Below are 24,152 nucleotides of genomic sequence, written 5' to 3'. Positions count from 1 at the left end.
TCTCGTGAAAGAGGCGGGTAGGGACCCGGACATGGTGGAGATCGGTTACACGATGATGTGCGAGCAGACTCCCCCCGGGCAGCTCGTCGACGACGTCGCCGAGGCCGAACGGGCGGGGTTCGACTACGCGGTCATCTCCGACCACTACTTCCCGTGGCTTGAGGAGATGGGGCACTCGCCGTACGCCTGGTCGGTGCTCGGCGCGGCGGCGCGCGCCACCGAACGGCTGCCGCTGATGACGTACGTGACCTGCCCGATCATGCGTTACCACCCTGCGGTCGTGGCGCAGAAGGCCGCCACGATGGGGGCGCTGACCGGGGGGCGTTTCACGCTCGGCCTGGGCGCGGGCGAGAACCTCAACGAACACGTGATCGGCGAGGGGTGGCCCCCCGCCGACACCCGGCACGAGATGTTCCGCGAGGCCGTGGAGATCATCAAGGCGCTGTTCGAGGGGCGTTACACGACCTATCACGGCGAGTACTTCGACGTCGACTCGGCCAGGTTGTTCGACCTGCCCGGCGATCCCGTGCCGATCGCGATCGCCGCCTCGGGCGGCCGCTCGGGGGAGATCGCCGCCGAGTACGGCGACGCGCTCGTCGCGGTCGACCCCGACGCGGAGCTGGTCGGCCTTTTCTCCGCCGCCGGAGGGCGGGGCAAGCCGGTCTACGGCCAGCTCGCCCTCTCCTACGACCGGGACGCCGAGGCGGCCAAGGAGCGGGCCCACCGGCTGTGGCGCTGGTCGGTCGCGGGCTGGAAGGTGATGGCCGAGCTGCCCGCTCCGGTCAACTTCGCCGCCGCCGCGCAGACCGTACGCCCCGAGGACGTGGCCGGGAAGGTGCCGTGCGGCCCGGACGTGGACGCGGTCGTCGAGGCGGTGCGCCGCTACACCGAGGCGGGCTTCACCCACGTCGCGCTGGTCCAGATCGGTCACGAACACCAGCGGGAGTTCCTCGACTGGTCGGCCAGGGAGCTGCTGCCCGCACTGCGGCGGCTGTAGACGGCTTTGACCGGCTGACCGGTCAGCCGGCCTTGCGGTGCGGGTAGACGTGCCCTAGCTCGTGGTCGACGGGCAGGACGCACCGGCGTCCCGACTCGGTCTGCGGGCAGCGGGGCGCTTCGAGACGCCGCGGGAGCGGCGACTCCTCTTCCAGCCCGATTTCGCCGTCCTCGGCAGGCTGGTGGGTCATCGCGCGCATCCTCCTGTGACCGCCGGACGGAACGCCCTGGACTGTGCCGGGCGCGGAGTCCGTGGAATCCGTGAGTCAAGCAATCTATCCCGGGGGTTCCGCCTGGCCCAGGACCGGCGGTTTGACGCTCCCCCACGTGATCGTTGTCAGGAATCATCACCCATCGGGTGATATAGCCCTGTTTTCCGCCCGAGGCTCGTCCGGGAATCGCCCCGCGCGGGAACAACCGGCGGCGATCACACGTTCGCCGTTTCGGTCGCCTCACCCCGCGGAGAGACGTTCGCGGACTCCTCGCGGACGGTGGGAGGAGGACGACGGCGAGACGGGCAGCCCTCGGGGGGACGGCTCGTCCCGCCAGACCCGGGCCGGTCCCGGCGAGCCTTACCTCGCCGGGGCCGCGCCGTCCGCACCAGGCCGCCGATCGGGCCCAGAAGGCACGCGGATGGCGCTGCCTGCCCCCGCTGAGCAGGGGTCATAACGCGGTGACGTCATACCACTGCGGTAGGGAGTTTTTGCCACATTGCTCAGTCATGCCCTGACAAATACTTTGACAGCACCCCTCACAAGGAGTGCATATGTTGAGTAAGCGTTCTCTCCTGTCCGGCGCCGCCGTCGCCGCCCTCTGTGTGGTGGCCACCGTCTCCCCCGCCACCGCCCAACCGGCCGCGCAGCCCGCCCCCTCGATGATCGAGGCACTCCAGCGCGACCTCGGCCTCACCGCGGAACAGGCCGTCACCCGGCTGGCCAACGAGGCCCGCGCGGCGAGCACCGAGGCCCTCCTGAGCACGACCCTCGGCGACGGATACGCCGGCGCCTGGCTCAACGCCGACGCCACCCAGCTCCTCGTCGCCACCAGCGACGCGACCGCGGTCTCCGCCATCAAGGCCAAGGGCGCCCAGCCCGTGGTCGTCGGCCGCTCCCTGGCCCAGCTCGACGCGCTCAAGGCACGCCTGGACCAGGCGCCCGCCCAGGCCCGGGCGGGCGCCTCCCTGTGGTACGTGGACCTGCCGACCAACAGCGTCGTCGTGGTCGCCGGCCAGCGGGAGGCGGGCGAGGCCCTGCTGTCGGCCGCCGGGGTCGGCGGCGACGCCGTACGGGTCCAGGTCTCCGCGGAGCAGCCGCAGACCTACGCCAACATCAGGGGAGGCGACCCGTACTACATCGGCAGCGGCAGCCGGTGCAGCATCGGATTCACCGTCACCAAGGGAAGCACCCCCGGCTTCGTCACCGCGGGCCACTGCGGCAGGACGGGCCAGACCACCAGCAGTCCGTCGGGCACCTTCCAGGGCTCCTCGTTCCCCGGCAACGACTACGCCTGGGTCTCCACCCCCGGCTCCACGCCCCAGCCGTGGGTGAGGTCGGGCGGCACCAACGTCATCGTCAAGGGCTCGACCCAGGCCACGGTCGGCGCCTCCGTCTGCCGCTCCGGCTCGACCACCGGCTGGCGCTGCGGGACCATCCAGCAGCACAACACCTCCGTCACCTACTCCCAGGGCACGGTCTACCAGGTGACCCGCACCAACGTCTGCGCCGAGCCCGGCGACTCGGGCGGCTCGTTCATCTCGGGCAGCCAGGCGCAGGGCGTCACCTCCGGCGGCTCGGGCAACTGCAGCTCGGGCGGCACGACCTACTTCCAGCCCGTCAACGAGATCCTGCAGACCTACGGGCTGACCCTCAAGGTCGGCTGACCGTTCTCCTCCCCTCCCCGGCTCGTCCCCACGAGCCACCCCCCAGACAGAGGAGATCAGCGAAGTGTTGAGAATCATGCGCCTGGCCGTCGGCTTCGTCCTCGGGCTCGCCTTCCTCGCGACCGTCTCCCCCGCGCAGGCGGGGACGGCGCAGGCGACTCCCGGTGAGGCGGTGGCCGTACGGGTGCTCAGGTACGACGCCAGCCGGGCCGCGGAGTTCCGCTCCGCGATCGACCAGGCGGCACAGGTGTGGAACTCCAGCGTCACCGGCGTGCGGCTGGTCGCAGGCAGCCCGGCCGACTTCGTCGTGTACGCGGACTACGGCTGGCCCCGGGCCCAGCCGACCAGCCTCGGCCGCGGCACGGTCTGGATGGGCAGGCAGGCCACCTCCGAGGGCCACAACCCGCTGCGCATCGCCACCCACGAGATCGGTCACATCCTGGGGCTGCCCGACCGGCGCACCGGCCTGTGCTCGGACCTGATGTCCGGCGCGAGCGCGGGCACCGGCTGCACCAACCCCTACCCGAACGCGACCGAGAAGGCCCAGGTCGAGCGTAACTTCGGGGGCTTCACCCCGCTCGTCGACTTCGGCAGGGTCTACGTCAACAGCCCGGAGGCCCTGGCGCGGTAACGGGCCCACGGGTGAACCCGCGGGCGGGACCCCCACCGGGTCCCGCCCGCCGGGACACGAACGTCACACGGCCGGTACGGCGGAGCGCTCCGCCGTACCGGCCGCCGCCGTGACCGGGCCTCACCCGAGGCCCGGCTGAGGCCCGGCTGAGGCTCAGCGCAGGAGCTTCTCGAAGCAGTGGGAACCGGCGAGCCGCTCGTAGGGCGCGTAGAGCGGGATGGCGGTGTACCCCTCCCGCTCGTACAGCCGCACGGCGTCCGGCTGGCGGTCACCGGTCTGCAGGACGATCCTCGGCGCGCCGAGCGCGCGGGCGGCCTCCTCGGCGGCGGCGATCAGCGCGCGGGCCACGCCCGTCCCCCGGTGGGAGGGCGCGACGAACATCCGCTTGAGCTCCAGGTCGTCGCCGAGCCTGCGCAGCGCGACGTGGCCGACGGCGAGGTCGGCCCCGGCGTAGGCGACCCCGGTGTAGACCACGGTTTCCGCCTCGACGTTCATGCCGCGGGGCAGGTAGTCGGGGTTGCCGGCCACCCGGTCGGCGTATCTCGCCCCCATCTCCTCCGTCATCGCCCCGCGCAACGCGACGGCCGCGGCGTCGTCCCAGCCGACCGCCCTGACCTCGACGACATCGGTTCCGTCCGCGCATGCGGTCATGGTGGCCTTGCCTGCCTCTCGTTCACGGGGCCTGTCGCTCACGGGACTCTCACCGGTCGAGGGTATTCCGCCCCCCGTCCCGGACCCCTGGCGGCCCCGCTCCCTCAGCCCAGGATCCTGGCGGCCCCGAAGCCCGCCGCCAGCCCGGTCCCGCTCGCGAACCTGGACGGCGCGAAGGCCGCGAGCCGGGGGTCGGCCTCGCCGAGGACGAGCCTGGCCACGTGCTCCCCCCAGGCGGGGGCGAGCTTGAACCCGTGACCGCTGGTCCCGGCGTCGACGTAGACGTGTTCCGTGACCCGCCCCGTCACCGGCTGCCAGTCGGGGCTGACGTCGTACAGCGAGGCCCACCCCCCGGCGGGCAGGGCCCTGCGGCGGGCGGGGGAGCGCCTGGCCGCGGCGGCGGCGAGCCCGGCCCTCTCCTCGGGGGCCGCCGTGCGATCGAAGTCGTCGGGGTCGGCCGGAGAGGCGGCCACCACGCCGCCGACGAGGTACTGCGTGCGGGGCTGCGGGGTCGAGTAGTGGCCTCCGGCGACGTCGATCAGCACGTACGGCACGAGCTCCGCCGTGTCGGCGGGGTCGTGCTCCATGATCGCGACGACGTGCCGTTCCACGGTCAGCGGAAGATCGACGCCGAGGGGCCGCAGCAGCGGCGCCGTCCACGGCCCCGCGGCCACCAGCAGCGCGCCCAGGTGGTGCGTGCCGCCGTCGGCCGTCGTGACGGTCACCCCTCGCGCGCCCTCCTCGACGGCGACCACGGGCCGGTTGAGGTGGAGCTCCGCCCCGTGTCCGCGCGCCGCCTCGGCCAGGCCGAGCGTGGTGGCGAAGGGGTCGGCGTAACCGGCCTCCGGCTCCCACACGGCGACGGCGACTCCCTCGGTGTCCAGGTGGGGCAGGGCCTCGGGGCCGACGATCTCCGCACCGGGTCCCAGCCGCGCCGCCGCCTGGCGCGCCGCCGGGACGTCGCCGGGCCCGTGCAGGTAGAACGCCCCGGTACGGCGGAAGCCCGACTGTCCCCCGCCCGTCCGCTCGCCGAAGTCCGCAAGGAACGCGATGCCCTCACGGGCGACCTCGGCGAGGAAGGCGTCGGTGTAGTAGGCCCGGCAGATGCCCCCCGAACGCCCTGTCGGCCCCGAGGCCGGGGTGCTCCGGTCGAACACGGCGGTCGAGAGGCCCCTGCGCGCGAGGTGGAAGGCCGCGCTGACCCCGTGGACTCCGGCTCCGATGATCCCGACGTCGTACGACACACCACCACATCCTCAAACCAGGTTTTGTCCCCAAAAATACCCATCTAAGCGATAGGAAAACCGGGTTTTCGGGCATCTCCCAACCGGGACACGGTAAACGGAGGCCGTACGGGATCAGCCCGTGACGTCCGCCTTCTCGGTCTGCGCGGCGATCAGGGCGGCGTAGCGTCCACCCCTGGCCACCAGGCCCTCATGGGTGCCCCGCTCCACGATCCCGCCCTGGTCGACCACCAGGATGAGATCGGCGTCCTTCACGGTGCTCAGCCGGTGGGCGATCACGATGCGCGTCTGGGTGAGCCAGCCGAGGTTGGCCTCGATCCGCGCCTCCGTCGTGCTGTCGAGATTGCTGGTCGCCTCGTCGAGCAGCAGGATCCTCGGCCGGGAGAGCAGCGCGCGGGCGAGCGCGAGCCGCTGCCGCTGACCGCCCGACAGGCCGCCTCCCTCCATGAGGACCGTCTCGTACCCCATGGGCATCGCGCAGATCTCCTCGTGCAGGCAGGCCAGCTCGGCGGCCTGCACGATCCGCTCCATCGGCGCGTCCGGGGCGTTGAGCGCGATGTTCTCCCTGATCGACCCGGTGAACAGCGACGGCTCCTGGGTGACCACGCCGAACTGGCGCCGCAGCGAACGGAGGTTGAGCTCCGACAGCGGCACCCCGTCGTAGCTGACCCGCCCCTCCGAGGGGGTGTGCAGGGCGAGCAGCAACCTGGCCAGGGTGCTCTTGCCCGCCCCCGAGGGACCGACCAGGGCGACCTTCTGCCCCGGGCTGATCGAGACCGAGATGCCGCGCAGCGTCCACGGCCCCCGGGGATCGTGCCGGAAGCCCACCCCGTGCAGCTCGATCGACCCGCGCAGCCTGAGCACCTCGATGCCCGCGGCCTGCTCGGGCTCCGAGGCGAGGATGTCGGACAGCCGGTCGAAGTGCGCCCCCGCCTGCTGGAGGCCCTGCAGGCTCGCCATCAGCGAGCCGAGAGGGGTCAGGGCGGCGCCCGCCAGGGCGTTGAGCGCGAGCAGCGCGCCCAGGGTCAGCTCTCCGTCGAGCACCCGCCACGCCCCGATCCACAGCAGCGCGAGCGGGGCCAGCAGGCGCAGGGTGCCGAGCGCGGCCTCCAGGAGCCCCTGGGCCAGGCCGCCCCGCATGTCGGCGTTGAGCTGGGTGGTGAAGTGCCTCGACCACTGCTCGACCGCCCGGTGCTCGGCCCCCGACGCCTTCAGCGTCTCGATGCCGCCGATGGCCTGGATGAGCTGGCTCTGCGTCGCGGAGAAGGCGTTGAGCTCCTCCTGGGTGAGGCGGCTGACCTTACGCGCCGTGACCAGCAGCAACAGCACCTGCGCCGCGGCGAAGCCGAGCAGGCACAGCCCCATGACCGCGTCCCAGCCGAAGACGAGGACCATGTAACCCAGAGCGAGCGGCCCGTCGAGCAGCGCCGACAGGACCTGCCCGGTGAGCATGTCACGCAGTACCGCCACGCTGCCCGCGCGCGTCATCAGGTCGCCCTTGCCGCGCAACGCGAAATAGCGGTACGGCAGGGCGACCAGATGGGAGACCACCCCGCCGGTCAGTTCGGCGTCCGCGCTCGCCCTGATCGCCACCAGCAGGACCGAGCGGAGATAGCCGACCGCGAGCTGGGTCGCGGCGGCCAGCACCAGCCCGACACCGATCAGCGGGAGCAGGTCACGCGCCCCGGAGGGCAGCACCCGGTCGACCAGCGCCTCGGAGAAGAACGGCAGCGCGAGGCCGAGGAGCTGCAGCAGCAGGGAGGCCAGGACCACCTGGGCGAGCAGGCCCTTCCTGCGGGCCAGCAGCGCCCGGACGAACCGGCGGCGCCAGGCGGCACCCGCGCTCGACCGGCCTTTCTCGAAACCGGGTCCCGGTTCGAAGGCCAGCAGCACGCCGGTGAAGCCCTCGTCGAACTCCTCGGCGGTGAGCCTGCGGCGGCCCAGCCCGGGATCGACGACGTCGACCCGGTCCGGCGCCCAGCGCTCGACGACCACGAAGTGCTTGAACTCCCAGTGCACGATCGCGGGCATCGGTACCCGTGCCAGGTCGGCCGGGGCCAGCGAGAAGGCCCGCGACTTCAGGCCGCACTCCACGGCCCCCTCCCGCAGCGCCTTGGCGCTGAGGCCGTCCCTGCCGATCTGGAGCCGGTCGCTGATCTCCTGCAGGGAGACGCGCCTGCCGTGGTAGGACAGGACCATCGCCAGGCAGGCGGCCCCGCACTCGGTCGCGGTGTTCTGCAGTACGACGGGCACGCGTCTCACGTCCCGCCCCCCATCCGCTCCGACAGCATCAGGGCGAACACGCCCGCCGTGACCAGCAGCAGCACGACGACCGCCCAGAGCGCGACCAGCCTGCCCGTTCCCACCGTCAGCGGGACGTCCTCACGCCTGGCCCTGCTCCGGTAGCGGCGCAGGGACTCCTCCCGGTAGATGCCGTCGCTCACGACCAGTGCCATTCGACCGTGGCCTGGGCGCGGCGCCCGGCCAGCCATTCCGAGAACGCGACCCGTCCCGCGACGGCCAGTGTCCGCTCGTCCGCACGGGCCTCCTGCCGGGCCAGCACCGTCCCGGCCAGCCAGGCCCCGCCGTACGGCACGGGCCCGGCCGTCGCCCCCTGCGCCACGTCACGCAGCGGCTCGGGGAGCTCGACGGCCGGGCGTTCCGCGATCGTCGTCTCGACGTCCCCGGCCGCCGCGAGGGCGGCGAGCCCCCCGTCGTGGACGCGCGCGAGGTCCCCCGCGCGGGCCGCGACGGCGTTCTCCTGCCCGGTGACCCAGACCACGCGCACCAGGTCGAACGCCCGGGGATCGGCCGCGAGACGGGCGGCGCCCAGCTCGGCCTCCTTGCGGCGCCGGAAGGCCCTGCGCCTGGCGATGCCGCCGATGTAGGTCTCGAACTGCTCGGGCGTCATGCCCATCTCGGTCAGCCAGGCCAGCGTCGTGGCCCGGTCGTACAGTCCCCGGCCCCTGCGGAACTCGTCGGCCGCGGCCTGCAGGTCCTCCGTGGCGACCGGCTCCGTCTCCTTGCCGACCTCGTTGAGGATCAGGCACTGGTCGACGATCTCGTCGTGCGGCGTCGCGTCACGACGGGACAGTGACTTGATCATGGTCAGCGCCTGGGCGACCGACAGGTGGACGTCGTCGACGCTGACGAGCTGGCCCGCCGCCCAGTGCGTCGAGTGGTCGACCAGCCAGGGCACGCCGTCCTCGGCCTGGACGGTGAGGGCCACCGTACCGCCCTGCGGGTCCTCGACCAGGAGGTCGAAGTCGACCACGGGGGTGCCGGGCCGTTCGTCGACGACGAGCTGGGCCCGAAGGTCCGGGTGTTCCAGCGCCCATCCGGCCACCGTCCGCCTGGCCTCCTCGACGTGGGCGCGACGGCGGGGCAGGCCGCGCAGCAGCCGCACTCCGGATTCGAGCGCGGCCGCGAAGTCGGTGCTCATCGCCCGGCCCCCGTCCCCGCCGCCTCGGCGGCGGCGAGCCAGTCGGCGATCGCGTCGGCGACGGGCAGCCCGGTGCGCTGCTCGACGAACCCCCAGGCGCCGTTGGGATTGATCTCAAGGAACACGTACTCCCCCTCCGGGGTGAGGATGAGGTCGATCGCGCCGTAGGACAGGCCGAGCGAGGCGACCAGGTCCGCGCACCTGCGCTCCGTCTCGCCGGGAAGCCGGTGCGCGGCGTAGCGCACCCGGTCGTCGTCGTAGTGCCGCCAGTCGTCCCTCGCCGTGCGCGAGGCCTGTGAGTCGATCTCGGCGGCGAAGACCCGCTCGCCGACCACGATCACCCGCAGCTCGACCGCCTTGGGGACGTACGGCTGGAGGATGACCGGCTCGTGCCCGAGGCGGTGGCGTGAGGTGAGATGGCGCCGGGTCAGGACGGTGGTGTAGGCGCGGTGGTCGGCCCCGTCGAGGCTGAACTCCCCCGAGTCGATCTGCTTGGCGACGAGACGACCGCCGGCCCGCTCGTAGGCGGGGACCAGCTCGAACGGGTCGTTGGTGTAGACGGTCTCCGGCACCTGGAAGCCGAGGGCCGTCGCGCGCGCCATGTGCACGATCTTGTTGTGCGCCCTGCGCTCGGTCTCCCCGCGCGCGGGCATCCACCGGGCGGGCGTGAGCTCCCACGCGCCGTCGAGCAGGAACCGCGCCTGGCCGACCGCGTGACGGCGGTGGGAGGGATCGGTGACGGTCGCCGCCGGCGTGGGCGGGTTGGGGCGCCGCCGCCACACCGCGCGCACCTCGGCCAGGTCAAGGGGAGCCTCACCCGTCCCGGGGTCGAGCACGACGCGGTGTCCCCGCCCGCCGGATGTCCCGTCGAACGCCACGGTGAGGCGGCCGCGCGCCGGGAAGTCGCCCGGGTCCCACCAGGTGACCGGCGCCCCACGCCGCCTCAGCCCGGCGAGCACCATCTCGACCGCCTCGTCCTCGCGGTCGCTCAGAATCAGGATCACGTCGCCCTCGTCATGGGACTCGTCACAGAAAGATCGGGACTCGTAACGCGAAACCGCCGGCCGGGCGAGAGCCCGGCCGGCGGTTCAGGTCAGCGCGGCGGAACGGGTGTGCCCGCCCCGCCGCCTATCAGACCTCCCACTCGGCGGGCTTGCCCTTGGTGTACCAGGTCACGTGCCAGCGTCCACCGGACACCTCACCCAGCTCGGCCTCCGACAGCTCCGCGCCTTCGAGCGCGAGGTCCTCAAGGCTGATCTTGCCCTTCATCAGCCCCCCCCTTTCTTGCCGTGCCGGGCTTGTCGTCCCGGCCTGTCGTGCTTACGGAGAGAACGCTATGAACCTCCGCTTGTGATCACCTGGCGGATGACTTGTGAACGACTGGAGCCGCCGGTCGGCACGGCAGAACCGGCCGTGGAAACCCTCGCGCGGGCCCTTTTCGTGTCCCGGGGAAGGGCCCCGGTACACGAAAAGGGCCCGCCCCGCGAGTCTGGTTCGCGGGGCGGGCCTGCCGTCTGTGGAGGAGCGGCCTCAGTGCTCGGTGAGGCCGCGCCGGCCCTCACGTGGACCCGGCGCGCCGGGCTCCTCACGGATGACCTCGCCGTGGATGACGGGGCCGGAGCCCGGTGCCCGGGCCTCTCCGAAGGGGAAGCCCGGGACGTCGCCGAACGGCGAGCCCGCGCCGGGGACCGTCCTGGCGAGCGCGTCGACCCTGCGGGCCAGGAACCGGGCGCCGAACCTGCGCACCAGCGGCCTGGTGAAGGGCAGGAGGAACAGCAGGGCCGCCACGTCGGTGACGAGGCCGGGGAAGAGCAAGAGCCCGCCACCCGCGACGATCATGGCGCCGTCGGCCAGCTCACGCTCGGGCATCCGGCCGCTCTGCAGCGCGCCCTGCAGGTTCCGCCAGGCCCTGCGGCCCTCCCTGCGGACGATCCAGGCGCCCAGCAGGCTGCCCGCGAGCAGGAGAAGGACCGTGGGCCAGCCGCCGATGACCTGGCCGACCTGGATGAGCACCCAGACCTCCAGGACCGGGACCGCCAGGAAGAACAGGAGCAGCACAGAGCGCATCATTTCCTCGACTCACGCGACAAGCCGTACGACAGGGACAACGTCCGGAGGCCGCGGCGCGTTCCGCGCCCGCCCCACCGCCCTGTTCGCTCAGCGTGTACGGCGCAGCCGCCGGGGAAGCCCGGTCAGGCCCCACACGGTGATCCGCCACAGCGCCTCGACGAAGACGCTGCGGCTCATCTTGCTGGCCCCGGCGGTGCGTTCGACGAAGGTGATGGGCACCTCGGCGACACGCAGGCCGTTGCGGATGGTCCGCAGGGTCATGTCGACCTGGAAGCAGTAGCCCTGCGACTGGACGTTGTCCAGCCCGATCTTCTCCAGGGTCGAGGCGCGGTAGGCGCGAAAGCCCGCCGTGGCGTCGCGGACCGGCATGCCGAGCATCACCCGGGTGTAGAGGTTCGCGCCCCGGGACAGCAGTTCCCTGGGGATGGGCCAGTTGACGACCCTGCCGCCGGGCACCCACCGGGAGCCGATCGTCAGGTCGGCCCCGCGGGTCAGCCGTTTGAGCAGCTTGGGCAGTTCCTCCGGCTGGTGGGAGCCGTCGGCGTCTATCTCGACGAGGACGTCGTAGCCCTCCTTGAGCCCCCAGCGGAAGCTCGCGATGTAGGCCGCGCCGAGTCCCTGCTTGCCGGGACGGTGCAGTACGTGGACGTGGTCGTCCTCGGCCGCCAGGCCGTCGGCGACCTCTCCGGTGCCGTCGGGGCTGTTGTCGTCGGCGACCAGCAGGTGCGCCTCGGGCACCGCGGCGCGCAGCCTGCCGACGATCATCGGCAGATTCTCCCGCTCGTTGTACGTCGGGACGATGATGAGCACCCGGCCGAGCATCTGCTCCATCATGCTTCTCCCACCTGCTCCGCCGGGCCCTCGGTCGGGGCCGGGATGCGCTTTCTCTGCAGCCGGGAGGCGGCGAGCGCGCCCGCACCGACAAGAATCAGGAGCCACTGCGGCAGTGAGCCGACACGGGTGGCGACGGTCTGGGCGGTCCGCACCGGGACGGTGAGGACGCCCGAGGCGGGAACCAGTTCACCGGTACGCCAGGCGATTTTTCCTTGGGGGGTCACGTAGGCGGATATACCCGTGATCGCGGAGGTGATCACCGCCCGGTTGTGTTCGACCGCGCGCAGCTGGGACATGGCCAGTTGCTGGGCCGGCAGGTTCGTCAGCGCGTAGGTGGCGTTGTTGGTCTGCACCACCAGGGGGCTGGCGCCGGTCCGCGTGGTGTCGCCGACGACCTCGTCGAAGGCCACCTCGTAGCAGTTGATCGCGCCGACGGTCACCGGGCCGAGCCTCAGGTCTCCGTCGCGGGTGCCGGGCACCGACTGCTTGCCGACCAGGGAGGCCCGCTCGAACAGGGCCAGCACGACGTCCTTGAACGGGGTGTACTCCCCGAAGGGGACCAGCTTCTGCTTGTCGTAGTAGGCGCCGGGCCCGGTGACCGGGTCCCATACCAGGCTGCGGGTGGCGCGGTTGTTCTCGCCGACCCCGACCACGGCGCCGACCAGGACCGGGACCCCGATGTCCTTGACCGCCGCGTCGATCTGCGCTCTGGCGAAGTCGCTGCGGTAGGGGTCGATGTCGGTCGAGTTCTCCGGCAGCACGACGAGGTCGGGCTTCTTGACCGTGCCCTGCCGTACGGCCTGTGCCATCTCGTGGAGCATGCGGACGTGGTTGCCCAGGACCACCGCGGGTTCGTCGCCCAGGGGGTGCATGCCCCTTCCCGGGACGTTGCCCTGGATGACCCCGACGGTGACGGTCCTGCCCTCGTCGCCGGGCCTGGGCACGGCGAACGCGGCGGCCGGTACGGCCAGCGCCCCCACCAGCGGCAGCACGACCGGCACGGCGCCTCGCGTGGCCCTCCTGGAGATCCTGAGGGCCGCGAGCGCGAGCAGTCCGCCGCACAGCACGACCGCGAAGCTCACCAGCGGCGCGCCGCCGAGGGCCGCGTAGGGGGTGAAGGGCGTCTCACCCTGGCTGAAGGCGACCCGCGCCCAGGGGAAGCCGCCGACCGGGAACGTCCCCCTGGCCCACTCCATCGCCACCCACAGCGCGGCGCCCCACAAGGGCCACAGCGGCAGCCGGGAGGTCAGGGTGGCACCCACCGCCCAGGCGCCGTAGAAGAGGCTCTCAAGCGCGACCAGGCCCAGCCAGGCGTCGTCTCCGATGGGGCTGACCCAGTGCAGGGCGGGCAGCAGGAAGGCCAGGCCGCCGAGAAGGCCGAGCCACAGCGCGCGACGGGCGCGGACGCCGTGCACCGCGAGGGTGAGCAGCGCGACACCGGGCAGCGCGAGGAACCACAGGCCGATCGGAGGGAAGGCGAGGTAGAGCAGCGCCCCGCCCGCCACGGCGCCCACGGCCCGCATGGCCAGACGTCCGCGCGTGGCGGGCGTGCCCGGTCCCGTGCCCGGCGGAGCGCCCGGCGGGACCGCCCCCGGCGCGGGGCCGGCCGTCTTCTCCTGCACCACGGGCGGGGCTCCTCGATGACGTCTGGACGGGTTGACATCCGATCCTGACCCGTCTTTCTAGCCCGAACGGTACCGCCCCACCGCCGCTCTCCCAAAGCGTCTGCGGCCCCTGTTCCAAAGCGCGAGTTCAGAGGCCTGCCGGGCGTGGGTTCGACGGCCCGCGAACGGCAACGGGGCGGCTCCCGGCTGGGAACCGCCCCGACGCTTGCGCGCTCGCACGGGAGCGGGAAGAGGGCCCGGACGACCCTTCGGACCGGTTCCGTCCCGTCGGCGGCGAGCGCGGATTGCCGTTGTCTACTGGGTGTCCAGGCCCCTCCTGGGTCCAACCCCCCGCCCGGATGGAGTGCCCCGCCTCGACGAAGCGCCCGCCCTGCGCCTGGCTGTACGGACGGGGTGACCCCCCGTCACGGGCGCAGGAACCGGCGATGCCGAAAGACGGCCAACCGGCCAGTCCCGTGCTGGACTGGGCAGCAAACTACCGACCCCAGCGCAGATGTCAACCGTGTCACCAACAGCGGAAACACCAAGTTTCCGCAGCTGGGGCATGATCGACGAGAGCCGTCAATGCTCTCATGTGATCCGATGTCGCTCAAGTCGAGCGAGCGCTTCGGGCAGCGGCCCGGTGTGCACGACGCCAAGACGCTGGGTCGCCCTGGTCATCGCGACGTAAAGGTCACTCGCGCCGCGCGGCGACTCGCTCAGGATCAGCTCCGGTTCGACCACGATGACCACATCGAACTCCAGACCCTTGGCCTCGGCGACGGTCATCACGGAGACCGGGGCGTCCAGCGCGGCGCTGCCGCGTCCCCGGACGGCGCCCTCGACGGACCCGGCGAGCGCCGCGCCGGTCTCCTCCGCCGACGACTCCGGCACGATCACGACCGTCCGCCCGCCCTCGACGGCCTCCCTCCTGACCAGCTCGGACAGGCGGTCCGCCGGGGAGGCGACCCACGGGCTCGTCCCGGTCTCCCTGACCGAGGTCGGCGCGCTCAGGCCGGGACCGACCAGGCTGAGCACGTCGGCCGCCACGGCCATCAGCTCGCTCGGGGTGCGGTAGTTGACGGTGAGCTCCTCCTGCCGCCAGCGCCCGGCCACGTACGGGTCCAGCATCCTGCCCCAGGAGCGCACGCCCGCCGAGGAGCCGGTCTGCGCGAGGTCGCCGACGATCGTCATCGAACGGCTCGGGCAGCGCCGCATCACCATCCGCCAGTCCATCGGCGAGAGCTCCTGCGCCTCGTCCACGATGACGTGCCCGAAGGCCCAGGTGCGGTCGCCCGAGGCGCGCTCGGCGGTTGTGAGGTATATCTCGTCGTCCATGTGCCTGGCGGCGAACCGCTCCGCGTCCATGATCTCGGAGAGGCCGGTCAGTTCGAGCACCTCCCTGGCGTAGTCGAGCCGGTGGCGCTGTTCCTCCTCGGCCGCGACACGCGCGGCGGCCTGTTCCTCCTCCGCCATCCACGCCCCGGCCCGCAGCACCGCAGGGTCGATGTCGCCGAGCAGTTCGGCGGCCTCGTCGAGCAGCGGCACGTCGGAGGGGGCCCACCAGCTCTCCCCCTTGCGGGGCGGTTCGCGCAGCAGCAGCCCGCGCTCGGCCTCGCCCAGTTCGGCGGCGGCGTAGTCGAGCCGCTCCCTGGAGGTGAACAGCCCGATGAGGAGCTGCTGCGGGGTGGTGTAGGGCCACAGCCTGTTCAGCGCGGCCTTGACGGGCTGTTCGGTGCGCAGTTCCTCCCGCAGGTCGGCCAGCTCGTCGTCGTCGATCGCGCCCTTGCCGATCAGCCGGGCGGCCTGCCTGGCGAGGGCGTTGAGCAGGTGGCGGACGAACACGGCGCGGGCCTCGTTGTGCGCCCTCCTCGACCGGGCCGCCCGGTTGCGCGCGGCGTCGAGCAGGCGGGCGTCGAGGGTGAGGGTGTAGCGGTCGAGGCGGATCTCGACCGGTTTGCGCGGCACCCGCTGCCGCTCCCGTACGGCCCTGGCCACGACCTGGGCCATCCGCTCGTCGCCCTTGATCGCGGCGACCTCGGGGCGTTCCCTGACCGTGGCGGTGATCCCGGGGTAGAGCTCGGCGACGGTGGAAAGCAGCACGTCGGTCTCGCCGAGGGAGGGCAGCACCTGCTCGATGTAGCGCAGGAAGGTCAAGTTGGGCCCGAGGATGAGCACTCCCCTGCGGGCGAGTCTTTCCCGATGGGTGTAGAGCAGGTAGGCGGCCCGGTGCAGGGCGACCACGGTCTTGCCGGTGCCCGGCCCGCCCTGCACGACCAGCACGCCGTCGAGGCCGGAGCGGATGATCCGGTCCTGTTCGGTCTGGATCGTGGCCACGATGTCGCGCATCCGCCCGGTCCGCCTGGCGTCGATGGAGGCCAGCAGCGCGGCCTCACCGTTGAGGGTGCTGACGTCCTCCTCTGCGAGGTTGTCCAGGTCGAGCAGGTCGTCGTCGATCCCGATCACCGTGCGGGCCTTGGTCTGCAGGTGCCTTCGCCGGACCACGCCCATCGAGGACGCCGGGGTCGCGGCGTAGAACGGCCTGGCGACCGGGGCCCGCCAGTCGATCAGCAGCCGCCGCTGGTCGTCGTCGGCCAGGCCGATGCGGCCGACGTAGAGGGTGGTCTGGTCGGCGCCGTCGAGCCGCCCGAAGCACAGGCCGTTCTCCACCGCCCACAGCCGGCCCAGCCGCTGGGCGTACATCCCGGCGAAACTGTCGCGCTCGGAGCGGTTCTGGTGCGTACCGCCGCCCCCGCCCTGGGCCAGCACGTCGTCAAGCTGACGCTGGGTGCGTTCGCGCAGCAGGTCGAGCCGCTCGTAGAGCCCGGAGACGTACTCCTGCTCCCGATCGAGCTCGATTTGACGGGTTGCCTTCGCTCCATTATGGTTGATACTAATGGGATACTCCGGGCCATTGTGCTAGTTGTTGTGACAAACCACCACTTTAGCAGGTCCGTTGAGGCACCCGGCCATTCTCCGGCCATCACAGGTTCATTGCGGCGTCCTCACGACGCTTGACGCGGCTGAGCAGGGTTCCTTAAGTTTATTTAAGGTTAGGAAACTTTCCTAACTCCGCCCTGCGGGTGACCGTACGAACATGCCCGGACACGGAGGACCTGTGACCCAGCCCACCCCGGGCACTCCCAGCCTGCTGCGGGCGATCAACGATCGGGCGGCCCTGCAGGCGCTTCTGGAGCGCGGGCCGCTGACCCGCCCGGAGATCGGCGCCCTCACAGGCCTGTCCAAGCCCACAGCATCCCAGTTGCTCGCCCGGTTGCAAGAGGCGGGGCTGGTCGTGCTCAACGGCATCCGTGAGGGACTGCCCGGCCGCACCGCGGAGGTCTACCGCCTCAACCCCGAGGCCGCGCACGTCGCCGCGCTCGACGTCACCCACACCCACATCGACGCCAGGGTCGCCGACATCACCGGGACCGTGATCGGCATGCACCGCCTGGTGACCCCCGACCCCTCCGACGACCTGGTCGGACGGGTCCGGGCCGCGCTCGACGGCGCGGGCGCCCCCGTGGACCTGAGGCGCGTCGTCATCGGCGTGCAGGGCGCGCTCGACCCGGGCACCGGCAGGATCGGCTACGCCACCAGCAGGGACCTGCCCGGCTGGCACATCCCCCGCCTCGTCGAGACCCTCGGCGAAGGACTCGGCGTCCCGGTATCGGTCGAGAACAACGTCAACCTCGTCGCCCAGGCGGAGCAGGCGCACGGCGCCGCGCGCGGGCACCGGGACTTCGTGCTGCTGTGGGCCGACGAGGGCCTCGGCTCCGCGCTGGTGCTCGGCGGCAGACTGCACCGGGGCGCGACCGGCGGCGCGGGCGAGGTCGGCTACATGCCCGCGCCCGGGGCGCCCACCGCCCGCGAGAGCGGCCGCTACGCCAACCACGGCTACCAGGCCCTCACCGGTGGCCCCGCCGTGCTCAGGATCCTCAGATCGTACGGCGTGCCGGGCGCGACCTTCAGGCTGGCCGTGAGCAACGCCGTACTGGCCGCCGAGGGCGGTGGGGCACGGGCGGGCGACGCCCGCGCCGGGCTGCGCGAGGTCGCCTCCCGGCTGGCGGTCGGCCTGGCCTCGATCACCTCCGTCGTCGACCCCGAGCTGATCGTGCTGACCGGCGGAACCTTCATGGCCGGCGGCGAGACCCTGCGGGGACTCGTCGAACGCGAGCTGCACACGCTGACCATCCCCCGTCCCCCGCTGCTGCTGTCGGCCGTCGAGGGCAACCCCGTCCTCACGGGCGCGCTCGACCTCGCCCTCGCCGCCACCCGCGAGGAGGTCTTCAGCTCGACCGTGCCGACCTGAGCCGCCTTCACCCCCTCCCCCACCAGCAAGGAGCAGCCGTCGTGCGCCGACGTCCTCCCGCCCGCGTCCCGGCACCGCCGGGGTGAGTCCCCTTCCGGCCGCCGCGGCCCAACCGCACGGTGACGGCCCGTCCTCGGGCACGGCACCGGTGATCACCGTTTTCCCCTACGCCCGGAGAGTTCCCGTCCAGGGCGTGACGTTGACAGGAGTAGACAGATGAAGCTCGCCGTAGTCGGGGGCGGCTCGACGTACACACCGGAGCTGATCGACGGATTCGCCCGGCTGCGGGACGAGCTGCCGATAACCGAGATCGCGCTGGTCGATCCCGACCCCACCCGGCTCGGGCTGGTCTCGGGGATGGCCCGCCGCATGCTGGAGCACGCCGGCCACCCGGCCAGGGTCGTGGCGACCGCCTCGGTCGAGGAGGGCGTCTCCGGAGCCGACGCCGTACTGCTCCAGCTGCGGATCGGCGGCCAGGCCGCGCGCAACGTGGACGAGACGCTGCCCCTCGAATGCGGATGCGTCGGCCAGGAGACCACCGGCGCGGGCGGCCTGGCCAAGGCCCTGCGCACCGTCCCCGTGGTGCTGGACATCGCCGAGAAGATCCGCACGCACGCGCCCGACGCCTGGATCGTCGACTTCACCAACCCGGTCGGCATCGTCACCAGGGCGCTGCTCGAGGCCGGGCACCGGGCCATCGGCCTGTGCAACGTGGCCATCGGCCTGCAGCGCCGCTTCGCGGCGGGGCTCGGGGTCGCCCCCGAACGGATCTCCCTCGGCCACTTCGGCCTGAACCACCTGACCTGGGTGCGCTCGGTCAGCCTCGACGGCGTCGACGTGCTGCCGCGGACGCTGCGGGAGCCCCTCGGCGAGGAGGTCGCCGAGGCGATCGGCCTTCCGCTGTCCCTGATGCGCCACCTCGGCGTGGTTCCCTCCTACTACCTGCGTTACTACTACGAGCACGACGCCGTGGTCGCCGAGCAGCGCAGCAAGCCCTCACGGGCCGCGGAGGTCGCGGCGATGGAGGCCAGCCTCCTGGAGATGTACGCCGACCCGTCGGTGAACACCAAGCCCGAACTGCTGGAGAAGCGGGGCGGCGCGTTCTACTCGGAGGCGGCGGTCGCGCTGATCGCCTCGCTGCTCGGCGACCGGGGCGACGCCCAGGTGGTCAACCTGCGCAACGACGGCACCCTGCCCTTCCTGCCCGACGAGGCGGTCATCGAGGTCCCGGCCACGATCACCGCGGCCGGGGCGCGCGCGCTGCCCGTGGCCCCGGTCGAGCCGCTCTACGCGGGGCTCATCGCTCACGTCACGGCCTACGAGACCCTGGCCCTCGACGCCGCGCTGCACGGCGGCCTCCGGCGGGTCTCCGACGCGCTGCTCGCCCACCCGCTGATCGGCCAGGCCTCACTGTCCGACGACCTCGCCCGGCGCCTCATCGAGGCCAACCGCGCCCACCTGCCCTGGGCGACGGAGTGAGGACCGTACTGGCGGTCGACGGCGGCAACAGCAAGACCGACGTCGCGCTGGTCGCCGAGGACGGCTCCGTCCTCGGCACCGGCCGTGGCGGCCCCTTCCAGCCGCAGATCTCGGGGGTCGACACCGCCGTCGACGCGATCGCCGAGGCCGTGAGGGCGATGCTCGGCCCGGACGCCGCTCCCCCGTTCGCCGGCCACGTGGCCGCCTACGTGGCCGGCGCCGACCTGCCCGCGGAGGAGGAGATCCTGCGTGCGGAGATCCTCGCCAGGGGATACGGCGAGGACGTGGTCGTCGGCAACGACACCTTCGCGCTGCTGCGCGCCGGAGCCTCGGGGCCCGCCGGGGTCGCCGTGGTCTGCGGGGCGGGCGTCAACGCCGCGGCGGTCTCCCCGACCGGCGAGGTGGCGAGGTATCCGGCACTGGGCAAGCTCACCGGCGACTGGGGCGGCGGCTTCGGCCTCGGCGAGGAGGCGCTGTGGTCCGCCATCCGCGCCGAGGACGGCAGGGGCCCGGAGACCGCGCTGCGGGAGGCGGTGCGCGAGCACTTCGGCACCCGCACGGTCGAGGAGGCCTGCCTCGACATCCACTTCGGCCGCACCCCGATCGACAGGCTGCACGAACTGGTGCCGGTGCTGATGACCGTGGCGTCCTCGGGGGACGAGATCGCCCGGTCCCTGGTGACGCGGATGGCCGAGGAGGTCACCGTGCTCGCGGTGGTCGCGCTGCGCCGGCTCGGCCTGCTGGAGACCCCGATGGAGGTCGTCCTCGGCGGTGGCGTGCTGACGGCCCGCGACCCGCTGCTGAACGGCCTGATCGAGGAGCGCTTCGCCGAGCGGGCCCCCCAGGCCAAGCTGATCGTGGCGGACGCTCCGCCGATCATGGGCGCCGCCCTGCTCGGCCTGGACGCCTTCGGCGCGACCGAGGAGGCCAAGGCCGCGCTGCGCGCCCACTTCCACGCAGCGGTGTAAGGGAAGTCGCCCCGTACGGCCCGCGACGGCCGTACGGGGCACTCAGGCCTGTTCCACGGCCTTCTCGTCGGGTTTGTCGTCGGTCTTACCCGCCTGCCCGCCGATCAGCTCGGGCGCCCGGTGTTCGTACGGCGTGCTGAGCACGACCGTCGTCCTGGTCGAGACGTTGGCCGAGGTGCGGATCTGGTTGAGCAGCTCCTCCAGCGCCAGCGGCGAGGCGACCCTGACCTTGAGGATGTAGCTCTCGTCCCCGGCCACGCTGTGACAGGCCTCGATGGCGCCCAGGTGGGCCAGTCGTTCCGGGGCGTCGTCGGCGGCGGCCGGGTCGATGGGCTTGATGGAGACGAACGCGGTGAGCGGCAGCCCGATCGCGTCGTAGTCCACGAGCGCCGCGTATCCCCTGACGACCCCGCGTTTCTCCAGCCTGCGCACCCGCTGGTGCACCGCGGAGACCGAAAGCCCGGTCTCCCTCGCGAGGTCGGTGAAACTCATCCGGCCGTCTCTGGCCAGTAACGTCACGATCCGACGGTCGATCTCCTCCATCCGGACAACGGTAACGGGCCGTGGGACGGCGCGCGCAGCCGCATGGTCACGGCATGGTCCCAACCGCCCCACGTGTGCCGGCCGGTCGGCGGCGGCCGTACATTCTCGGCATGAGCAACCTGGAACGCGAGCCCCGGGAGACGGAGTGCGGCGGCCCGACCGGCCGCGCCGGCGCCGCGGCGGGCCCGGCCGGTGAGCTTCTCACCGGCCGTGAGGTGGTGCTGGGCGGCCCACGGGGCATGAGGGTGACCCGGACCCTGCCCGGCCGCGACGTGCGCATGGTCGGGGCGTGGTGCTTCCTCGACCACTACGGCCCCGAACGGACGGCCATGCGGGTGCCCGCGCACCCGCACACCGGCCTGCAGACGGTCAGCTGGCTCGTCGAGGGCGAGGTGCTGCACCGCGACTGCCTGGGCAGCGAGCAGGTGATCCGGCCCGGCAGTCTCAACCTCATGACGGCGGGCCGCGGCATCTCGCACTCCGAGGAGTCCCCCGCCGGGCGTGACCTGCACGGCGTGCAGCTGTGGGTCGCGCTCCCCGCCGCGCACCGGGGGACGGAACCCTCCTTCGAGCACCACCCGGTGCTGCCGGAGCTCACCGGGCCCGGCTTCACGGCGAAGGTCCTGATGGGCGAGCTGGGCGGCGTCGTCTCTCCGGCCCGCGTCCACAGCCCGATGACCGGCGCCGAGATCACCCTGGAGGAGGGCGCACGGGTCACGGTCCCGCTCAGACCGGACTTCGAGCACGCCGTGCTGAGCCTGTCCGGCGCGGTGCGCGCCTGCGGAACGGACCTGGCTCCGGGGCCGCTGCTCTACCTGGGCACGGGCCGCTCGGAGCTCACCCTGAGCGCCGGGGCGCCCGCGCGCCTCATGCTGCTCGGCGGCGAGCCGTTCGAGGAGCGGATCGTGATGTGGTGGAACTTCGTCGGCCGCGACCACGACGAGATCGTCCGGTTCCGGCAGGAGTGGATGACGGGCGAGGCGTTCGGCGTCGTCCCCGGCGCGCCGGGGACCCGGCTGCCCGCGCCTGACCTGCCCGGGACCCCGTTGAAACCACGGGGCCGGCACCGCTGACGCCGGCACGGGCGGCGCCTCTGACAAGCTGGACGTGGAGTTTCCGAAGTCCTGGGAGGCAGTCGTGGCCGATGAGTTCGACGTGGTCGTTGTGGGCGCCGGGCCCGCCGGGGAGAACGTCGCCGGACGTGTGGCCCGGGGCGGGCTGAGCGTCGCGGTGGTCGAGGAGGAGCTGGCCGGCGGTGAGTGCTCCTACTGGGCGTGCATCCCCAGCAAGGCTCTGCTGCGCCCGGTCGAGCTGGCCGCCGAGGTCGGGCGGGTCCCGGGTCTCGGGACGACGCCGATCGACACGGCCGCCGTGCTCGCCCGGCGCGACGAGGCGGTCTCGCACCTGGACGACGGCGGCCAGGTCGGCTGGGTCGAGGGCCTGCCCGCCGAGTTCGTGCGGGGCAGGGGACGGCTGGCCGGCCCCAAAGTGGTCGAGGTGACCGGGCCCGACGGTTCCGTCCGGACGTTGCGCGCCCGGCACGCGGTCGCGCTGGCCACCGGGAGCCGCCCGGCCTTCCCGCCGGTCGCCGGGCTGGCCGGGGCCTCTCCGTGGACGAGCCGCGAGGCCACCTCGGTGCGGGAGGTCCCCGGGCGGCTGGCCGTGCTCGGCGGAGGCGTGGTCGCCTGTGAGATGGCGCAGGCCCTGCACGGGCTCGGCGCGCGGGAGGTGACGCTCCTGGTGCGCGGCGGTTCACTGCTCGGCAGGGTCGAGCCGTTCGCCGGGGAGCTGGTCGCGGAGTCGATGGCGGCCAGGGGGATCGAGGTGCGCACCCGGGCCGAGGTGACCCGGGTCGAACGGCCGGCGCCCGGCGGCCCGGTGACCGTCCACCTGGCCTCTGGGCCGCCCGTGGAGGCCGACGAGCTGCTGGTCGCCACCGGACGCTCGCCCGCGACGGGGGACGTGGGCCTGGCCTCCGTCGGGCTGCCCGAGCGGGGCCCGGTCGAGGTCGACGACAGCATGCGCGCCGTCGGCGTCGGGGACGGCTGGCTGTACGCCGTCGGCGACGTCAACGGCCGCGCCCTGCTCACCCACATGGGCAAGTACCAGGCGCGGGTGTGCGGCGACGTGATCGTGGCCAGGGCCAGGGGGGAGCGCGACGACCTGCCCGCGCTGCGCGCCGTCGCCGACGGGTACGGCGCGCCGCAGGTGGTCTTCACCGACCCCCAGGTCTGCGCGGTCGGCCGTACCGAGGCCGCGGCCAGGGCCGAGGGCTTCGACGTGCGCGCGGTCGAGTACGACCTCGGCTCGGTCTCCGGTGCCTACCTGCTGGGGGACGGCTATCGGGGCAGGGCAAAGGCGGTCGTCGACGAGCGGCGGCGGGTCCTGCTCGGGGTGACCTTCGCCGGTCCCGGGGTGGCCGAGCTGCTGCACGCGGCGACGGTCGCCGTCACCGCCGAGGTGCCGCTCGAACGGCTCTGGCACGCCGTACCGGCCTTCCCCACGGTCAGCGAGGTGTGGTTGCGGCTGCTTGAGGAGTACGGCCTCTGAGGGGACACGCCCGGGCGAGGGGGCGGGGGACGGTCATGGAAGATCTTCCCGGTCCCCTCCCCGGTGCTCCTTCCGCGTGCCCACCGGGGATCGCGGCTTTTGTCCCATAACCTCTCTACCTGCCGAGGTTCATGTTTTGGCCAGCGAAAAAAATGGTTTTTTGACTGGTTTGTCATATTTTAGAAACAGGCGGGAACCAATGGAAAGGATACGGTTTCGGCAGGTACATGGAGCGGACCAGGGCGTGCAAGGGGGGCGAAATGGCAGCCATGGAGAAGGGCATGCACAGCAACCAGCACGAAACTCCCTGGCAGGTCGACTTCCAGGCGCTGGACAGACGTGAACGCCTGATCATCAAACGAATGCTCGCCGGACTCGCACTGGGCATGGTGCTGGCCGTGGCCGGCGAGTCACTCGCCGAGGTGCTTCCCCCGTCGGTCACCATGGCCTACGACCCGTACGTCTACGGGCTACTGGTGCTCGTCATGACCCGCGGTTCGACCAACGCCTGGTGGGCCGCGCTCAACGGGCTGCTGGCCACCGCCGGCCTGACCGCGGGCCACGTGGTCGCCCACGCCCTCAACCACGACGAGACCCTGCTCGCCCAGGCCAACGAGAGCTGGCAGATCGCCCTGAGCGTCACGATGGTCGGCTTCGGCGTCGCGGGCTATCTCAGCCGCAGGAACGGCCTGAGCGGCGACGTGGCGGTCGGGGCGTTCACCGCCCTGGTGTGCACCGAGGGGCGGGAGATGCAGCAGGCCGCCCTGGTTCCGCACGGCGGCCCGGCGCCGGCCGGTCCGTGGCCGCTGGTGGCCCTGGTGCTCCTCGGAGTGTGCCTTCCCCTCCTGCTCCGCCCGACCGCCCCGTCACGGCTGCGCACCCTGATGATCACCGTCGGCTGCGCAGCCGTCCTGGTCGGACTGTCCATGCTGTGACGAGGCCCCCGGCG

Annotated in this window: 22 protein-coding genes; 9 read left to right on the top strand and 13 right to left on the bottom strand. The window is 72.5% G+C overall.

The window, feature by feature from the left end; all coding sequences use genetic code 11:
- Positions 1-31 precede the first annotated feature (31 nt).
- Entirely contained in the window at positions 32-997 is a 966-nt protein-coding gene (locus ACIBVQ_RS32810; protein WP_362915797.1) for a TIGR03557 family F420-dependent LLM class oxidoreductase, read from the top strand.
- Positions 998-1,019: 22 nt separating this feature from the next.
- Here ACIBVQ_RS32810 and ACIBVQ_RS32805 read toward each other — a convergent pair whose 3' ends face one another.
- The gene (locus ACIBVQ_RS32805; RefSeq protein ID WP_362777501.1) at positions 1,020-1,187 is read right to left on the bottom strand and encodes a hypothetical protein; all 168 of its coding nucleotides are present in this window, start codon (positions 1,185-1,187) and stop codon (positions 1,020-1,022) included.
- Between the two features lie 575 nt (positions 1,188-1,762).
- Here ACIBVQ_RS32805 and ACIBVQ_RS32800 point away from each other — a divergent pair.
- Together ACIBVQ_RS32800 and ACIBVQ_RS32795 are read left to right on the top strand one after the other, a co-directional pair.
- Positions 1,763-2,875 carry a S1 family peptidase gene (locus tag ACIBVQ_RS32800; protein ID WP_399182233.1) on the top strand — a complete coding sequence of 371 codons (1,113 nt, stop codon included), beginning with the start codon at positions 1,763-1,765 and terminating at the stop codon, positions 2,873-2,875.
- 64 nt (positions 2,876-2,939) lie between these two features.
- Complete coding sequence (locus ACIBVQ_RS32795) at positions 2,940-3,506, top strand: snapalysin family zinc-dependent metalloprotease (protein ID WP_399182230.1); 567 nt, start codon at positions 2,940-2,942, stop codon at positions 3,504-3,506.
- Positions 3,507-3,659: 153 nt separating this feature from the next.
- Here ACIBVQ_RS32795 and ACIBVQ_RS32790 read toward each other — a convergent pair whose 3' ends face one another.
- The 11 genes from ACIBVQ_RS32790 to ACIBVQ_RS32740 all read right to left on the bottom strand — a co-directional run bounded on the left by ACIBVQ_RS32790 (position 3,660) and on the right by ACIBVQ_RS32740 (position 16,243).
- Positions 3,660-4,199, bottom strand: a complete 540-nt coding sequence (locus tag ACIBVQ_RS32790) for a GNAT family N-acetyltransferase (RefSeq protein ID WP_399182228.1) — start codon at positions 4,197-4,199, stop codon at positions 3,660-3,662.
- A 62-nt stretch (positions 4,200-4,261) separates the two neighbouring features.
- On the bottom strand, positions 4,262-5,401 hold the full coding sequence (locus ACIBVQ_RS32785; protein ID WP_399182226.1) for an NAD(P)/FAD-dependent oxidoreductase: 1,140 nt from the start codon (positions 5,399-5,401) through the stop codon (positions 4,262-4,264).
- 114 nt (positions 5,402-5,515) lie between these two features.
- A complete protein-coding gene (locus ACIBVQ_RS32780) occupies positions 5,516-7,663 on the bottom strand; it encodes a peptidase domain-containing ABC transporter (protein WP_352013050.1) in 2,148 nt (715 codons plus the stop codon).
- On the bottom strand, positions 7,660-7,857 hold the full coding sequence (locus tag ACIBVQ_RS32775) for a hypothetical protein (protein ID WP_352013051.1): 198 nt from the start codon (positions 7,855-7,857) through the stop codon (positions 7,660-7,662). The genes ACIBVQ_RS32780 and ACIBVQ_RS32775 overlap by 4 nt, the downstream gene beginning before the upstream one ends.
- A complete protein-coding gene (locus tag ACIBVQ_RS32770; RefSeq protein ID WP_399182224.1) occupies positions 7,842-8,843 on the bottom strand; it encodes a TIGR04500 family putative peptide maturation system protein in 1,002 nt (333 codons plus the stop codon). The genes ACIBVQ_RS32775 and ACIBVQ_RS32770 overlap by 16 nt, the downstream gene beginning before the upstream one ends.
- The gene (locus ACIBVQ_RS32765; RefSeq protein ID WP_399182222.1) at positions 8,840-9,847 is read right to left on the bottom strand and encodes an MvdC/MvdD family ATP grasp protein; all 1,008 of its coding nucleotides are present in this window, start codon (positions 9,845-9,847) and stop codon (positions 8,840-8,842) included. The genes ACIBVQ_RS32770 and ACIBVQ_RS32765 overlap by 4 nt, the downstream gene beginning before the upstream one ends.
- Positions 9,848-9,974: 127 nt before the next feature.
- Positions 9,975-10,112, bottom strand: a complete 138-nt coding sequence (locus ACIBVQ_RS32760) for a putative ATP-grasp target RiPP (protein ID WP_352013054.1) — start codon at positions 10,110-10,112, stop codon at positions 9,975-9,977.
- A gap of 261 nt (positions 10,113-10,373) precedes the next feature.
- Positions 10,374-10,913 (bottom strand): FxsA family protein, encoded by a 540-nt coding sequence (locus ACIBVQ_RS32755; RefSeq protein WP_352013055.1) that lies wholly within the window; start codon positions 10,911-10,913, stop codon positions 10,374-10,376.
- Between the two features lie 87 nt (positions 10,914-11,000).
- A complete protein-coding gene (locus ACIBVQ_RS32750; protein WP_352013231.1) occupies positions 11,001-11,744 on the bottom strand; it encodes a polyprenol monophosphomannose synthase in 744 nt (247 codons plus the stop codon).
- Positions 11,744-13,372 (bottom strand): apolipoprotein N-acyltransferase, encoded by a 1,629-nt coding sequence (gene lnt, locus ACIBVQ_RS32745; RefSeq protein ID WP_399182219.1) that lies wholly within the window; start codon positions 13,370-13,372, stop codon positions 11,744-11,746. The genes ACIBVQ_RS32750 and lnt overlap by 1 nt, the downstream gene beginning before the upstream one ends.
- A 570-nt stretch (positions 13,373-13,942) precedes the next feature.
- Complete coding sequence (locus ACIBVQ_RS32740; RefSeq protein ID WP_399182321.1) at positions 13,943-16,243, bottom strand: HelD family protein; 2,301 nt, start codon at positions 16,241-16,243, stop codon at positions 13,943-13,945.
- A gap of 226 nt (positions 16,244-16,469) precedes the next feature.
- Here ACIBVQ_RS32740 and ACIBVQ_RS32735 point away from each other — a divergent pair, with 226 nt between their 5' ends.
- The 3 genes from ACIBVQ_RS32735 to ACIBVQ_RS32725 all read left to right on the top strand — a co-directional run bounded on the left by ACIBVQ_RS32735 (position 16,470) and on the right by ACIBVQ_RS32725 (position 20,110).
- Positions 16,470-17,663: an ROK family transcriptional regulator gene (locus tag ACIBVQ_RS32735; RefSeq protein WP_352013058.1), complete on the top strand. Its 1,194-nt coding sequence runs from the start codon at positions 16,470-16,472 to the stop codon at positions 17,661-17,663.
- 216 nt (positions 17,664-17,879) lie between these two features.
- The gene (locus ACIBVQ_RS32730; RefSeq protein ID WP_352013059.1) at positions 17,880-19,142 is read left to right on the top strand and encodes a 6-phospho-beta-glucosidase; all 1,263 of its coding nucleotides are present in this window, start codon (positions 17,880-17,882) and stop codon (positions 19,140-19,142) included.
- Positions 19,139-20,110, top strand: coding sequence for an N-acetylglucosamine kinase (locus tag ACIBVQ_RS32725; RefSeq protein ID WP_399182217.1), 972 nt, complete (start codon positions 19,139-19,141; stop codon positions 20,108-20,110). Before ACIBVQ_RS32730 ends, ACIBVQ_RS32725 begins: the two co-directional genes overlap by 4 nt.
- Before the next feature lie 42 nt (positions 20,111-20,152).
- Here ACIBVQ_RS32725 and ACIBVQ_RS32720 read toward each other — a convergent pair whose 3' ends face one another.
- The gene (locus tag ACIBVQ_RS32720) at positions 20,153-20,653 is read right to left on the bottom strand and encodes an Lrp/AsnC family transcriptional regulator (RefSeq protein WP_352013061.1); all 501 of its coding nucleotides are present in this window, start codon (positions 20,651-20,653) and stop codon (positions 20,153-20,155) included.
- A gap of 110 nt (positions 20,654-20,763) precedes the next feature.
- Between ACIBVQ_RS32720 and ACIBVQ_RS32715 the strand changes: the two genes are divergently transcribed.
- The 3 genes from ACIBVQ_RS32715 (at position 20,764) to ACIBVQ_RS32705 (ending at position 24,138) form a co-directional block, all read left to right on the top strand.
- Positions 20,764-21,726: a pirin family protein gene (locus ACIBVQ_RS32715; protein ID WP_399182215.1), complete on the top strand. Its 963-nt coding sequence runs from the start codon at positions 20,764-20,766 to the stop codon at positions 21,724-21,726.
- A 64-nt stretch (positions 21,727-21,790) separates the two neighbouring features.
- Complete coding sequence (locus ACIBVQ_RS32710) at positions 21,791-23,203, top strand: NAD(P)/FAD-dependent oxidoreductase (RefSeq protein WP_362777481.1); 1,413 nt, start codon at positions 21,791-21,793, stop codon at positions 23,201-23,203.
- Positions 23,204-23,463: 260 nt separating this feature from the next.
- On the top strand, positions 23,464-24,138 hold the full coding sequence (locus ACIBVQ_RS32705) for a hypothetical protein (protein ID WP_352013064.1): 675 nt from the start codon (positions 23,464-23,466) through the stop codon (positions 24,136-24,138).
- Positions 24,139-24,152: the final 14 nt, after the last annotated feature.

It is taken from the genome of Streptosporangium sp. NPDC049376 (genome assembly GCF_044466505.1).
Taxonomy (GTDB): domain Bacteria; phylum Actinomycetota; class Actinomycetes; order Streptosporangiales; family Streptosporangiaceae; genus Streptosporangium.
This window is presented reverse-complemented; position numbering and strand designations above follow the sequence as displayed.

Coding starts and splice junctions, on each gene's coding strand:
- ACIBVQ_RS32810 (WP_362915797.1), top strand. CDS start 32: ATGGTGGAGATCGGTTACACGATGATGTGCGAGCAGACTCCCCCCGGG.
- ACIBVQ_RS32805 (WP_362777501.1), bottom strand. CDS start 1,187: ATGACCCACCAGCCTGCCGAGGACGGCGAAATCGGGCTGGAAGAGGAG.
- ACIBVQ_RS32800 (WP_399182233.1), top strand. CDS start 1,763: ATGTTGAGTAAGCGTTCTCTCCTGTCCGGCGCCGCCGTCGCCGCCCTC.
- ACIBVQ_RS32775 (WP_352013051.1), bottom strand. CDS start 7,857: ATGGCACTGGTCGTGAGCGACGGCATCTACCGGGAGGAGTCCCTGCGC.
- ACIBVQ_RS32770 (WP_399182224.1), bottom strand. CDS start 8,843: ATGAGCACCGACTTCGCGGCCGCGCTCGAATCCGGAGTGCGGCTGCTG.
- ACIBVQ_RS32760 (WP_352013054.1), bottom strand. CDS start 10,112: ATGAAGGGCAAGATCAGCCTTGAGGACCTCGCGCTCGAAGGCGCGGAG.
- ACIBVQ_RS32755 (WP_352013055.1), bottom strand. CDS start 10,913: ATGATGCGCTCTGTGCTGCTCCTGTTCTTCCTGGCGGTCCCGGTCCTG.
- ACIBVQ_RS32750 (WP_352013231.1), bottom strand. CDS start 11,744: ATGGAGCAGATGCTCGGCCGGGTGCTCATCATCGTCCCGACGTACAAC.
- ACIBVQ_RS32730 (WP_352013059.1), top strand. CDS start 17,880: ATGAAGCTCGCCGTAGTCGGGGGCGGCTCGACGTACACACCGGAGCTG.
- ACIBVQ_RS32720 (WP_352013061.1), bottom strand. CDS start 20,653: ATGGAGGAGATCGACCGTCGGATCGTGACGTTACTGGCCAGAGACGGC.
- ACIBVQ_RS32715 (WP_399182215.1), top strand. CDS start 20,764: ATGAGCAACCTGGAACGCGAGCCCCGGGAGACGGAGTGCGGCGGCCCG.
- ACIBVQ_RS32705 (WP_352013064.1), top strand. CDS start 23,464: ATGGCAGCCATGGAGAAGGGCATGCACAGCAACCAGCACGAAACTCCC.